Annotated in this window: 8 protein-coding genes; 5 read left to right on the top strand and 3 right to left on the bottom strand. The window is 60.1% G+C overall.

Annotated features, from left to right (window positions below):
• Positions 1-51 precede the first annotated feature (51 nt).
• The gene (locus tag NE357_RS23905; protein ID WP_283241376.1) at positions 52-7,527 is read right to left on the bottom strand and encodes a M10 family metallopeptidase; all 7,476 of its coding nucleotides are present in this window, start codon (positions 7,525-7,527) and stop codon (positions 52-54) included.
• 202 nt (positions 7,528-7,729) lie between these two features.
• On the opposite strand from NE357_RS23905, the gene NE357_RS23900 reads away from it, so the two are divergent.
• Both NE357_RS23900 and NE357_RS23895 read left to right on the top strand, forming a co-directional pair.
• On the top strand, positions 7,730-8,362 hold the full coding sequence (locus NE357_RS23900) for an MBL fold metallo-hydrolase (protein WP_169431869.1): 633 nt from the start codon (positions 7,730-7,732) through the stop codon (positions 8,360-8,362).
• A 114-nt stretch (positions 8,363-8,476) separates the two neighbouring features.
• Positions 8,477-9,211 carry an OmpA family protein gene (locus NE357_RS23895; protein WP_065261680.1) on the top strand — a complete coding sequence of 245 codons (735 nt, stop codon included), beginning with the start codon at positions 8,477-8,479 and terminating at the stop codon, positions 9,209-9,211.
• Between the two features lie 66 nt (positions 9,212-9,277).
• Here the strand turns inward: NE357_RS23895 and NE357_RS23890 are convergent, their stop codons facing one another.
• A complete protein-coding gene (locus tag NE357_RS23890; RefSeq protein WP_039766275.1) occupies positions 9,278-9,712 on the bottom strand; it encodes a YhcB family protein in 435 nt (144 codons plus the stop codon).
• A 144-nt stretch (positions 9,713-9,856) separates the two neighbouring features.
• Here NE357_RS23890 and NE357_RS23885 point away from each other — a divergent pair, with 144 nt between their 5' ends.
• The 3 genes from NE357_RS23885 to zapE all read left to right on the top strand — a co-directional run bounded on the left by NE357_RS23885 (position 9,857) and on the right by zapE (position 13,051).
• The gene (locus NE357_RS23885; protein WP_169432703.1) at positions 9,857-10,486 is read left to right on the top strand and encodes an alpha/beta hydrolase; all 630 of its coding nucleotides are present in this window, start codon (positions 9,857-9,859) and stop codon (positions 10,484-10,486) included.
• 24 nt (positions 10,487-10,510) lie between these two features.
• Positions 10,511-11,866 (top strand): tryptophan--tRNA ligase, encoded by a 1,356-nt coding sequence (locus NE357_RS23880; RefSeq protein ID WP_169431868.1) that lies wholly within the window; start codon positions 10,511-10,513, stop codon positions 11,864-11,866.
• A 90-nt stretch (positions 11,867-11,956) separates the two neighbouring features.
• Positions 11,957-13,051 carry a cell division protein ZapE gene (gene zapE / locus NE357_RS23875; RefSeq protein ID WP_085606932.1) on the top strand — a complete coding sequence of 365 codons (1,095 nt, stop codon included), beginning with the start codon at positions 11,957-11,959 and terminating at the stop codon, positions 13,049-13,051.
• Positions 13,052-13,113: 62 nt separating this feature from the next.
• On the opposite strand, the gene NE357_RS23870 is transcribed toward zapE, so the two are convergent.
• Positions 13,114-14,010: a GlxA family transcriptional regulator gene (locus NE357_RS23870; RefSeq protein ID WP_169432702.1), complete on the bottom strand. Its 897-nt coding sequence runs from the start codon at positions 14,008-14,010 to the stop codon at positions 13,114-13,116.
• Between the last annotated feature and the right edge of the window lie 104 nt (positions 14,011-14,114).

The following is a 14,114-nucleotide window of genomic DNA, read 5'->3' as shown; positions in this document are numbered from 1 at the left end:
AGGCGGGGTGTTTTCATTTGTGTCTATCTGTCCGTTCAAGGATCCAAGGGGTCAGACCAGCACATCGTTCGCGCTGAGAGTATGGACACCCAGCAGTTGCACCTGGAAGTCAGCGCCGAGGTCACCGCTTACGTTGCCGAGAAGCACCTGATCCACGAAACGCAGTTGACCGGCACCGGTGAACTCATTGGAACCGATGAAAGTCATGTGCTGTACACCGAGGGTCAGCGGATCCATGTCGTAGCCGGAGAAGTCGATCTTGTCACCATCAAGCGCGCTGAAATCGGTAATGATGTTCTGTGAGTCGGCCGGGCCCATGCCCATTTCCGGTCCCAAGGTGATCCAGTTATTGAAGGTAAACGTGTCGGACCCAGTACCACCGGTCAGTGTGTTGCTTCCCCACCCACCGAACAGTGTGTCGTTACCTTCTGCGCCGAACAGTTGGTTGGTGCCGCCAAAGCCCATGAGTGTGTTATTGCCGGAGTTGCCGGTGAGGACGTTATCGAGATTGTTGCCGCTCAGGGTGAGGTCCGCATTGCCGAGCAATACGCCGTCTTCGACGTTGTCCGAAAGGCCGTAGTCGACCCAGGTCTGAATCAGGTCGTGGCCGCCATTGAGTGGCGATTCAAAGACGAGATCATTGACGTTATCGACGATATAGATATCGTCGCCGCCCTCGCCGATCATGCGATCGGCACCGAGCCCACCCGACAGGATGTTGTTGCCGCTGTTGCCGTGCAAGACGTTATCCAAGGCATTGCCGGTCAGGTTCAGGTTGGCGTTGCCAAGCATCTGGCCGTCTTCGACGTTGGCCGTCAGCGTGTAGTCGACACTGATGTTGACGGTGTCGATACCTTCATCGGCAAGTTCAATCACGATATCGTTGATGTTGTCCACGATGTAGGTGTCGTGGCCGCCGCCGCCGATCATGGTGTCCGCGCCCAGACCGCCGTCGATGTTGTTGGTCGCGGAATTGCCCCTGATCACGTTGTTCAATGCGTTGCCGGTCAACACCGAATTGGCGTCACCGATCATCGTCAGGTCTTCGATGTTGGCTGAAAGGGTGTAGCTGGTATTGGTTCGGATCAGGTCGTGACCCTCGCCGATCTGTTCGATCACAACGTCCTGAGAATTATCCACAATGTAGATGTCATCACCGGCACCACCGATCAGGGTATCGACACCGGCACCGCCGTCGAGCGTGTTGTTAGCGGCGTTGCCATTGATCACGTTGTCTTGATCATTGCCGGTGCCGTTCAGGTTGGCGGTTCCTGCCAGGGTCAGGTTCTCGATACCACCGACAAGGGTATAGCTGATCGTCGAGATCACCTGATCGACGTCGCTGGCCGAACCGCCCATGTCCATGACAAAGTCAAAGTCGTCATCCACGTAGTAGGTGTCCGAACCGGCGCCGCCTCTCATCAGGTCCTGGCCCAGTCCTCCGTCGAGAATGTCGTCACCGGCCCCACCGTTCAGCGTGTTGTTTTCACTGTTGCCGATCAGCACGTTGTTCAGATCGTTGCCGGTGCCCCTCATCGCATTGCCAGTCAGCACCAGGTTTTCCAGGTTGGCGCCTAGCGTCCAGTCGACTGAAGCGCGCACGGTGTCGATTTCACCGGCCAGGGTACTGGTTTCGCGAATGATGTCGTCGATGCCGTCGACGATGTAGGTGTCATTGCCCAGCCCGCCGATCAGGGTGTCCGACCCGAGACCGCCATCGAGGACGTTGGCACCCTCGTTACCGGTGATCACGTTATTGGCCGCATTACCGGTGCCGTTGAGGTTGGCGGAACCGAGGAGCGTGAGATTCTCGAGATTGGCGCCTAGGGTGTAGTTGATGGACGAGAATACGCGGTCAATGGCGTTTGGCGAGGTATCGGTTTCGATTACCAGATCGCCAACGTTGTCGACGTAATAGCTGTCGTTGCCGTCGCCTCCGACCATGGCATCGGCACCGATGCCACCGTCGAGGGTGTCGTCGCCGGCACCGCCGCTGAGTACGTTGTTGCCGCTGTTGCCGATCAGATAGTTGTTCAGGCCGTTGCCGACACCATTGAGATTGGCGGTGCCTGCGAGGAACAGGTTTTCCAGGTTGGCGCCCAGAGTCCAGTTGACCCAGCTCCACACGGAATCGATCTCGCCGGCCAGGGTGCTGGTTTCGGTGATGGTATCGCCGAGATTGTCGACGATGTAGGTGTCGCTGCCCAGGCCGCCGATCAGGCTGTCGGCGCCCAGGCCACCGTCAAGGATGTTGGCGCCAGCGTTGCCGGTCAGGGTGTTGTTGACCGAGTTGCCGGTGCCGTTGAGGTTGGCCGAACCCATGAGGGTCAGGTTCTCGACGTTGGCAACGAGGGTGTAGTCGATGGACGAGAACACCCGGTCGAGTGCGGTCAGCGAAGCGTCGGTCTCGATGACGATGTCGCCGACGTTGTCGACATAGTAGGTGTCGCTGCCGTCGCCACCGATCATGGTGTCGGCGCCGAGGCCGCCGTCCAGGGTGTTGGCTGCGGCGTTGCCGGTCAGGCTGTTGTTCAGCTCGTTGCCGGTACCATTGATAGCGTTGCCGGTCAGCACCAGGTTTTCCAGGTTGGCGCCCAGGCGCCAGTCCACGGATGAGCGCACGGTGTCGATTTCACCGGCCAGGGTGCTGGTTTCGGTGACTGTATCGCCGAGGTTGTCGACGATGTAGGTGTCGTTGCCCAGCCCACCGATCAGTTTGTCAGCGCCCAGACCGCCGTCGAGGACGTTGGCGCCAGAGTTGCCGATCATGTAGTTGGCCAGTTCGTTGCCTGTGCCATTGAGATTGGCCGGGCCTGCGAGGAACAGGTTTTCCAGGTTGGCGCCGAGGGTCCAGTTGACCCAGCTCCACACCGCGTCGATTTCGCTGGCCAGGGTGCTGGTTTCGGTAATGGTGTCACCGAGGTTGTCGACGATGTAGGTGTCGTTGCCCAGGCCGCCGATCAGGCTGTCGGCACCGAGTCCGCCATCAATGAGGTTGTCACCCGAATTGCCGGTCAGGGTGTTGTTGACCGAGTTGCCGGTGCCGTTGAGGTTGGCCGAACCCATGAGGGTCAGGTTCTCGACGTTGGCAACGAGGGTGTAGTCGATGGATGAGAATACCCGGTCGAGTGCGGTCAGCGAAGCGTCGGTCTCGATGACGATGTCGCCGACGTTGTCGACGTAATAGGTGTCGCTGCCGTCGCCACCGATCATGGTGTCGGCGCCGAGGCCGCCGTCCAGGGTGTTGGCTGCGGCGTTGCCGGTCAGGCTGTTGTTCAGCTCGTTGCCGGTACCATTGATAGCGTTGCCGGTCAGCACCAGGTTTTCCAGGTTGGCGCCCAGGCGCCAGTCCACGGATGAGCGCACGGTATCGATTTCACCGGCCAGAGTGCTGGTTTCGGTGACTGTATCGCCGAGGTTGTCGACGATGTAAGTGTCATTGCCGAGCCCGCCGATCAGTTTGTCGGCGCCCAGTCCACCGTCGAGGATGTTGGCACCCTCGTTACCGGTGAGCACGTTATTGGCCGCATTACCGGTGCCGTTGAGGTTGGCGGAACCGAGGAGCGTGAGATTCTCGAGATTGGTGCCTAGGGTGTAGTTGATGGACGAGAATACGCGGTCAATGGCGTTTGGCGAGGTATCGGTTTCGATCACCAGATCGCCAACGTTGTCGACGTAATAGCTGTCGTTGCCGTCGCCTCCGACCATGGCATCGGCACCGATGCCACCGTCGAGGGTGTCGTCGCCGGCACCGCCGCTGAGTACGTTGTTGCCGCTGTTGCCGATCAGATAGTTGTTCAGGCCGTTGCCGACACCATTGAGATTGGCGGTGCCTGCGAGGAACAGGTTTTCCAGGTTGGCGCCCAGAGTCCAGTTGGTCCAGCTCCACACGGAATCGATCTCGCCGGCCAGGGTGCTGGTTTCGGTGATGGTGTCACCGAGGTTGTCGACAATGTAGGTGTCGTTGCCCAGACCGCCGATCAGGCTGTCGGCGCCCAGGCCACCGTCAAGGATGTTGGCGCCAGCGTTGCCGGTCAGGGTGTTGTTGACCGAGTTGCCGGTGCCGTTGAGGTTGGCCGAACCCATGAGGGTCAGGTTCTCGACGTTGGCAACGAGGGTGTAGTCGATGGACGAGAACACCCGGTCGAGTGCGGTCAGCGAAGCATCGGTCTCGATGACGATGTCGCCGACGTTGTCGACATAGTAGGTGTCGCTGCCGTCGCCACCGATCATGGTGTCGGCGCCGAGGCCGCCGTCCAGGGTGTTGGCTGCGGCGTTGCCGGTCAGGCTGTTGTTCAGCTCGTTGCCGGTACCATTGACGGCGTTGCCGGTCAGCACCAGGTTTTCCAGGTTGGCGCCCAGGCGCCAGTCCACGGATGAGCGCACGGTATCGACTTCACCGGCCAGGGTGCTGGTTTCGGTGACCGTGTCGCCGAGGTTGTCGACGATGTAGGTGTCATTGCCGAGCCCGCCGATCAGTTTGTCAGCGCCCAGTCCACCGTCGAGGATGTTGGCACCCTCGTTACCGGTGAGCACGTTATTGGCCGCATTACCGGTGCCGTTGAGGTTGGCGGAACCGAGGAGCGTGAGATTCTCGAGATTGGCGCCTAGGGTGTAGTTGATGGACGAGAATACGCGGTCAATGGCGTTTGGCGAGGTATCGGTTTCGATCACCAGATCGCCAACGTTGTCGACGTAATAGCTGTCGTTGCCGTCGCCTCCGACCATGGCATCGGCACCGATGCCACCGTCGAGGGTGTCGTCGCCGGCACCGCCGCTGAGTACGTTGTTGCCGCTGTTGCCGATCAGATAGTTGTTCAGGCCGTTGCCGACACCATTGAGATTGGCGGTGCCTGCGAGGAACAGGTTTTCCAGGTTGGCGCCCAGAGTCCAGTTGACCCAGCTCCACACCGCGTCGATTTCGCTGGCCAGGGTGCTGGTTTCGGTAATGGTGTCACCGAGGTTGTCGACGATGTAGGTGTCGCTGCCCAGGCCGCCGATCAGGCTGTCGGCGCCCAGGCCACCGTCAAGGATGTTGGCGCCAGCGTTGCCGGTCAGGGTGTTGTTGACCGAGTTGCCGGTGCCGTTGAGGTTGGCTGAACCCATGAGGGTCAGGTTCTCGACGTTGGCAACGAGGGTGTAGTCGATGGATGAGAACACCCGGTCGAGTGCGGTCAGCGAAGCATCGGTCTCGATGACAACGTCGCCGACGTTGTCGACATAGTAGGTGTCGCTGCCGTCGCCACCGATCATGGTGTCGGCGCCGAGGCCGCCGTCCAGAGTGTTGGCTGCGGCGTTGCCGGTCAGGCTGTTGTTCAGCTCGTTGCCGGTACCATTGATAGCGTTGCCGGTCAGCACCAGGTTTTCCAGGTTGGCGCCCAGGCGCCAGTCCACGGATGAGCGCACGGTGTCGATTTCACCGGCCAGGGTGCTGGTTTCGGTGATGGTATCGCCGAGGTTGTCGACGATGTAGGTGTCGTTGCCCAGCCCACCGATCAGTTTGTCAGCGCCCAGACCGCCGTCGAGGACGTTGGCGCCAGAGTTGCCGATCATGTAGTTGGCCAGTTCGTTGCCTGTGCCATTGAGATTGGCCGGGCCTGCGAGGAACAGGTTTTCCAGGTTGGCGCCGAGGGTCCAGCTGAACCAGCTCCACACCGCGTCGATTTCGCTGGCCAGGGTGCTGGTTTCGGTAATGGTGTCACCGAGGTTGTCGACGATGTAGGTGTCGTTGCCCAGGCCGCCGATCAGGCTGTCGGCACCGAGTCCGCCATCAATGAGGTTGTCACCCGAGTTGCCGGTCAGAACGTTGTTCAGTTCATTGCCGGTCAGGTTCAGTGCAGCGTTGCCCACCAGTTCACCTTCCTCGAGGTTGGCGCCGAGGGTGTAGGTGACGGAGGTGCGAACCAGATCCCGGCCTTCGTTGGCCTGTTCGATCACCGAGTCCTGCAGGCTGTCGATGACATAGGTGTCATTACCCGTGCCACCGATCAGTGTGTCGTTGCCGACGCCGCCGTCGAGCAAGTCATTGCCTGCGCCGCCCTGGAGAGTGTTGGCAGAGGCGTTGCCGAACAGGTAATTGTCCTGCGCGTTGCCCAGCACGTCGAATGCGCCGACACCTTTGAGAGTGACGTGCTCGAAATTGCTCAGCGTGCTGCTGTTCAGGTCGATCAGCGTGTTGCCTTGCACGTCGTAGGCGAGGATCAGCGTGTCGCTACCTTCGTTGGCGTTTTCCTTGATCAGGTTCAGTTCGCCAGATTGGTCAAGCACATAGGCGTCGTTGCCGGCGCCGCCAATCATTGTGTCCAGACCTCCCATACCGTCGAGTACGTTACTGCCGGCGTTACCGGTCAGCACGTTGTTCTGGTTGTTGCCCACGGCATTGACGCTGGCATTTCCAGTGAGCTGGAGATTCTCGAGGTTGCTGCTCAGGGTGTAGCTGACCGATGCGCGAACGGTGTCGATTTCGTCAGCCACGGTGCTGGTTTCGATGACCACATCACCGACATTGTCGACCACATAGATATCGTTGCCGGCGCCCCCGTACATGTAGTCTTTGCCGGTATTGCCATTGAGGACGTTGTCCAGGGCATTGCCGTACAGGATGTCGTCGAAGGTGGAGCCGGTGGCGTTTTCGATCTTGGCGCCAAAGGCAATCGCCAGGCCACTGTTGAACGAATAGACAGTGCCGTCGGCGTGGTGCTCGAGATACAGACCCAGGCTGCTGTAGGCCCCTTCGTTCAGGTCGAGGGTGACGCCATTGCCTTGGGAGCTGGCATCGATCGTGTCGTTGCCGCCGGCATCCCAGATGGTTTCGAATACCGGCCGGTAGGCCTGCCACGAGTAGACGTTGTCGCCGGTCTGCCAGTTCATGTTGGCGCCGTACAGCGCCTGGATGGCGAGAATGTCCAGCACCATCGGCGTCGTCGGCTGGGACGAATAGCTGTTGTTGTAGCTCATGACCGTATAGCGGACATCGTCCAGCGACGGGTCGAGGAGGGTGGTGTTCGTCGCGCTGGCGGAAAACGGGTGCTTGAGGCCCAGGGCATGACCGATCTCGTGGATGTAGGTCATGTAGTCATAGGTACCCTTGATCGGGTAGTCGGTGGTCGGCTCGCCAATCCAGACATCCCCGCCGCGCGGCGCGGTGGAGGGGGTATAGGCCCAGGCAGCGGCCTGATTGCCCATCAAGCCGTAACCGCCGAACCGCAGGTCACCGACATTGGAAATGTCGTCGGTGGTCTCGGTAAAGCTGATGTTGGCCACGGCACTCCAGGTGGCAAGTGCCGCAGTGATGCCGTTCTTCTGATAGCCGGTCAGGGAATAGATGGATTGGTATTCGTTGTCCGCGCTGTAGTTGGTCGCGAAATAGGATGTCCCGGGCTCGATAAAGCTGTAGGTCAGCTTGGTCGGACCGTCGAAGGGCCAATTGACGCCTGCCCAGTAGGTTCCCGACAGCAGGCTGTCGACTGCTTTATTGCCGGTGAGTTTGGAATAAAGGCTTACGGTATAACCAGTTGGGCTAGGCATGCGAATTTCCTGAGTGCGCTGCGGCCCTTCCTGAATGCGACCGCTACAAAAAAATGCGATTTTGCACCAGAAACAGTGCGCTTGACATCAATGAGCCATCATTTTCTGATCGCTGACGCCAAATAACTGACCGGGCGATCTGTATCGGCCTGTGAAGTAGAATTCTGAAACAATACCCACTGCCGTTCGTCCAGGATTTTCCATGACCGTCGACAAGCCCGCTCTGATTCGCGAAACCTTCCCCGTCGGCCCGTTGCAGTGCATCGGCGACCCGATCACGAAAAAAGCCATCGTCGTCGATCCGGGCGGCAATCCCGATCTGATCATGGCGCGCCTTGATGCGCTGGGCCTGAAGGTGGTCAGCATCATCCACACCCATGCCCATCTCGATCATTTTCTGGCCTCCGGGCAGATGAAGGAAAAAACCGGTGCAACCCTGCACCTGCATAAAGAGGATCAGTTCCTGTGGGACAACCTGGAGATGCAGTGCCAGATGTTCGGTGTGCCATACACCCCGGTTCCGGCGCCTGATCGCTGGCTGTCCGACGATGAGGAGCTGGCCTGTGGCTGTGGCGTGGCGCTGCACACGCCGGGGCATACACCCGGTTCCATGAGCTTTTGGTTTTCCGAGGCTAAGCTGTTGATTGCCGGCGACACGTTGTTCCGGCGCGGAGTAGGGCGCACGGATTTGTGGGGCGGCGATCAGGCGACCATCGTGCGATCGATCAGGCAGCGGCTGTATACCCTGGATGAAGATGCGACCGTCGTGGCCGGGCATGGTCCGGATACGCGACTGGGGGATGAAATGCGCGAGAACCCGTTTGTGCGTGCCTAAACATTTTGTCACGGGTGCCCGGCGGAATTTTTGTGCATTGTCATGATCCAACGCCCGCACGGGCCGATTGCCAATGGCCGCTGCACCACAGAATGCAAAATGTAGGAGCTCTCCATGTTCACCACGCGTCGTTTGATTATTGTCGCTACTGCCGTAGCCGTACTGTCCGGCTGCGCCTCGCCCAACCCATATGACAATCAGGGTCAGGCCGACGGTGGCTCTCAGGGCATGAGCAAAACCGCCAAGTACGGTGGCCTCGGTGCACTGGCCGGTGCGCTGGCCGGTGCCGCCATCGACCACAACAACCGCGGCAAGGGCGCCTTGATTGGTGCTGCTGTCGTCGGTGCTTCCGCTGCCGGTTACGGCTATTACGCCGACCAGCAGGAGAAGAAACTGCGCGCCAGCATGGCCAACACCGGCGTCGAGGTGCAGCGTCAGGGTGACCAGATCAAACTGATCATGCCGGGCAACATCACCTTCGCCACCGATTCGGCGAACATCGCGCCAAGCTTCTATCAACCGCTGAACAACCTGGCCAACTCCCTGAAAGAGTTCAACCAGAACCAGATCGAAATCGTCGGCTACACCGACAGCACCGGCAGCCGTCAGCACAACATGGACCTGTCCCAGCGTCGTGCACAGAGCGTGGCCACTTACCTGACCTCGCAAGGCGTCAGCGGTGCCAACCTGAGCGCCCGCGGTGCCGGTCCGGATAATCCGATTGCCAGCAACGGTGACGTCAACGGCCGGGCACAGAACCGCCGCGTCGAGGTCAACCTGAAGGCGATCCCGGGTCAGCAGTACGGTGGTCAACAGCAACAGCCGGGTACGGTTCAGCAGTATCCGTAACCGTCAGGTACAAAAAGCCCCCGGACAAGTGATTGTCCGGGGGCTTTTTGTTGGTGCGAAGACTGATTACTTCTTCAGACCGTAATGCTCATCGAGCATGCCGGGCGAGTTCGGGGTCTTCGGCGCGTAGTCACGCGGCGGTTCCTGATCCCGTGGTGGCGTCAGGCGCTCCCGTGGAGCCTGTGCCGCTTCGGAGTGCAGAGAGGCCAGCAGACGCTGACGGGTCTGTTCGTCCAGGGCCAGGCGATTGGCGCCCTCGGCGAGGTGATCCTGCACTTCCTGGTAACTCTGGGTCAGCTTCTTGACCAGGTTGGCGGTGCTGTTGAAGTGGGTCACCACTTCATTCTGATAACTGTCGAAACGTTCCTGAATGTCGTCCAGTTGACGCTGTGTGCGGCTGGGCGCGGCATTCGGCGCAACGCGTGCGATCAGGAAACCAATGGCGACACCCACAACCAGGGCAAGAGTCGGTAACAACCAAACTAAGAGCGAGTGTTCCACGAGTCCTTCCTCTATAAACGGCTTTGCTTTACGTTAACGGCTCGAACCTGCGCTGTATACCGCGATTCACTCGCAATAGATTGGCACAGACAATTTGCTAGACGAGTCGACCCGATTCGAGGTCACGGAGTTCCTTCCTTGCTGATGCGTGAAACCCCTGTAGTGATTGATGGCCCGGTGGGTCAATTAGAGAGTCTGTATCTGGAGAATGAGCAGCCACGCGGCATCGCGCTGATCTGCCACCCCAATCCGGTGCAGGGCGGCACCATGCTCAACAAGGTCGTCTCGACCCTGCAGCGCACCGCCCGCGACGCGGGCCTGATTACCTTGCGCTTCAACTACCGCGGCGTCGGTGCCAGCGAAGGCTCCCATGACATGGGCAGCGGTGAAGTCGATGACGCCCAGGCCGCCGCCGCGTGGCTTCGGGAAAAACACCCGGATCTGCCGCTGACCCTGTTCGGTTTCTCCTTCGGTGGATTTGTTGCAGCAAGTCTCGGCGGTCGTCTCGAAGAGCAGGGTTTGCACCTCAAACATCTGTTCATGGTGGCGCCGGCGGTGATGCGTCTGGGCGATCAGGATCAACTGCCGCAGCAGGGTGAGCTGACTGTCATCCAGCCGGAAACCGACGAAGTGATCGATCCGCAACTGGTCTACGACTGGTCCGACAAACTCCAGCGCCCCCATGAGCTGCTGAAAGTGGCAGAATGCGGACACTTTTTTCATGGCAAGCTGACCGATCTCAAGGATCTGATCCTGCCGCGTCTCTCGAATTGATTGCAGTCTGACAAGCGATTACCCATGACGAACCGTACCCGCATCCTCACCGGCATCACCACCACCGGCACCCCGCACCTGGGCAACTACGCCGGTGCCATCCGCCCGGCGATCGTCGCCAGCCGTGACACGAACGCCGATTCGTTCTACTTCCTGGCCGACTATCACGCCCTGATCAAGTGCGATGACCCGCTGCGCATTCAGCGCTCGCGCCTGGAAATCGCCGCGACCTGGCTGGCCGGTGGCCTGGATGTGGATCGCGTGACTTTCTACCGCCAGTCCGACATCCCGGAAATCCCCGAGCTGACCTGGCTGCTGACTTGCGTTGCCGCCAAGGGCCTGCTCAACCGCGCCCATGCCTACAAGGCTTCGGTGGATAAGAACGTCGAGTCCGGCGAAGACCCGGATGCCGGCATCACCATGGGCCTGTACAGCTACCCGGTGCTGATGGCGGCGGACATTCTGATGTTCAACGCGCACAAGGTGCCGGTCGGGCGCGACCAGATCCAGCACGTGGAAATGGCCCGCGACATCGGCCAGCGCTTCAACCACCTGTTTGGCCAGGGCAAGGAGTTTTTCACCATGCCCGAAGCGCTGATCGAGGAAAGCGTGGCCACATTGCCGGGCCTGGACGGTCGCAAGATGTCCAAGAGCTACGACAACACCATTCCGCTGTTCTCCAGCGCCAAGGAAATGAAGGACGCGATCTCGCGGATCGTTACCGACTCCCGTGCACCGGGCGAAGCCAAGGATCCGGACAACTCGCACCTGTTCACCCTGTTCCAGGCGTTCGCCACGCCGGCGCAGGCCGACGAGTTCCGCAGCGAGCTGCTGGGCGGTCTGGGCTGGGGGGAGGCGAAGAACCGTCTGTTCCAGTTGCTCGACAACGAACTGGGCGAGTCCCGCGAGCGTTATCACCAGTTGATCGAACGCCCGGCGGACCTGGAAGACATCCTGCAACACGGGGCCAAAAAGGCCCGTGCAGTGGCGACGCCGTTTCTCAACGAGTTGCGCGAAGCGGTCGGCCTGCGTTCGTTCGTCAATCAGGTTCAGGTGGCCGCGACCACCAAGAAGAAAGCTGCGAAAGCCGCGCGTTTCGTCAGCTTCCGCGAAGACGACGGCAGCTTCCGTTTCCGTCTGCTGGCCGCCGATGGCGAGCAATTGCTGCTGTCGCGCAACTTTGCCGACGGCAAGACCGCCGGTCAGGTGACCAAGCAGCTGCAATCGGGTCAGGCACTGGATGTACGCAGCGAAGACTTGAGTTTCAGTGTCTGGCTGGAAGGCGAGTGTGTCGGCGACAGCCCGGCGTTCGCCGACGTGGCTGCGCGGGACGCGGCCGTCGAGGCTCTGCGGATCGCTCTGACACCCGCGCAGGAATAATCAACGGGCCGGCCCGACCAAGGGCCGATTGCCATTCCCACGGGCCATCGCTACAGTGACGGCCCGTTTTTGTTGCCTTGCTAACGAATTATGACGCCCCTAGAACGATATCAAGCTGATCTGAAACGCCCGGACTTCTTCCATGACGCGGCGCAGGAAACTGCCGTGCGTCACTTGCAGCGCCTGTACGACGATCTGATCGCGGCCGAGCAGAACAAGCCGGGTTTGCTGGGCAAGCTGTTTGGCAAAAAGGATCAGACGCCGGTCAAGGGCCTGTACTTCTGGGGCGGCGTGGGTCGCGGCAAGACTTACCTGGTGGATACCTTCTTCGAAGCCCTGCCATTCAAGGAAAAGACCCGCACTCACTTCCACCGCTTCATGAAGCGCGTGCACGAAGAGATGAAAACCCTCGGCGGCGAGAAAAACCCGCTGACCATCATCGCCAAACGTTTTGCGACGGAGTCGCGGGTCATCTGCTTCGATGAATTCTTTGTTTCCGACATCACCGACGCCATGATCCTCGGCACGCTGATGGAAGAGCTGTTCAAGAATGGCGTGACCCTGGTCGCCACGTCGAACATCGTGCCGGACGGTCTGTACAAGGACGGCCTGCAACGCGCGCGCTTCCTGCCGGCCATCGCGCTGATCAAGCAGAACACCGAGATCGTCAACGTCGACAGCGGCGTCGACTACCGTCTGCGCCACCTCGAACAAGCGGAGCTGTTCCACTTCCCGCTCGACGAAGCCGCCCACGAAAGCCTGCGCAAGAGCTTCCGTGCGCTGACGCCTGAGTGCACAGCTGCCGTGGAAAACGATGTACTGATCATCGAAAACCGCGAAATCCGCGCTCTGCGCACCTGCGATGACGTGGCCTGGTTCGACTTCCGCGAACTGTGCGACGGCCCGCGCAGCCAGAACGACTACATCGAGCTGGGCAAGATCTTCCACGCCGTGCTGCTCAGTGGCGTGGAGCAGATGAGTGTCACCACCGACGACATCGCCCGTCGCTTCATCAACATGGTCGACGAGTTCTACGACCGTAACGTCAAGCTGATCATTTCTGCCGAAGTCGAGTTGAAAGACCTGTACACCGGCGGGCGCCTGACGTTCGAATTCCAGCGCACCCTCAGCCGTCTGCTGGAGATGCAATCCCACGAGTTCCTGTCCCGGGCACACAAGCCCTGAGCGGATTCGGCAAACAAAAAGGGCCTGCAGATGCAGGCCCTTTTTTGTGTCTGGTCGAATCGTCATGCAGCTTGCTGGAACTGCTGCCGGTACTGGTTCGGTGACAATTCGGTGTGCTGGCGGAACAACCGTGCGAAGAAGCTCGCATCGTCGTAACCGACTTCGTAACTGATGGTCTTGATGCTTTTGCGACTGCCGGAGAGCAAGCCTTTGGCCGTTTCGATGCGCAGCCGTTGCAGGTAGTGCAGCGGCTTGTCACCGGTGGCGGTCTGGAAGCGGCGCATGAAGTTGCGGATGCTCATGCCGTGCTCGCGGGCCACATCTTCGAAGCGGAACTTGTCGGCGAAATGCTCTTCGAGCCAGTGCTGGATCTGCAGGATGATCACGTCCTGGTGCAGCTTCTGGCCGCCGAAACCAATGCGGCCCGGTGAGTAGCTGCGCTGCACTTCATAAAGAATGTCGCGGGCCACGGCTTGCGCCACATTGGCACCACAGAAGCGTTCGATCAGATAGATATAGAGGTCGCAGGCCGAAGTGGTGCCGCCGGCGCAGTACAGGTTGTCGGCGTCGGTCAGGTGCTTGTCCTGATTGAGATAGACCTGCGGGAAACGCTCGGCGAAGGCGTTGAAGAAGCGCCAGTAGGTGGTCGCTTCCTTGCCGTTGAGCAAGCCGGCCTCGGCCAGCCAGAACACCCCGGTGGCCTCGCCGCATAGCACCGCACCTCGGGCATGCTGCTCGCGCAGCCACGGCAGAATCTGTGGATAACGCCGACACAGCGTATCGAAATCGTCCCAGAAGGCTGGAAGGATGATGACGTCGGCGTTTTCCAGGCCGCCGTCCACCGGCATGATCACGTCACTGAAGCTGTTCACCGGTTTGCCGTCGGGGCTGACCAGGCGGGTTTCGAACGCCGGAGTCAGGCCGTGGCCCAGTTGTTTGCCGTAACGCAGGCTGGCCAGATGGAAGAAATCCTTGGCTTGCATGAGGGTGGAAGCGAAAACCCGGTCGATCGCCAGGATGCTGACGCGCCGCAAGGGCGTGGAGACTTGCTTGGACATAATTC

Source organism: Pseudomonas sp. G7(2022) (assembly GCF_052660475.1).
This window is presented reverse-complemented; position numbering and strand designations above follow the sequence as displayed.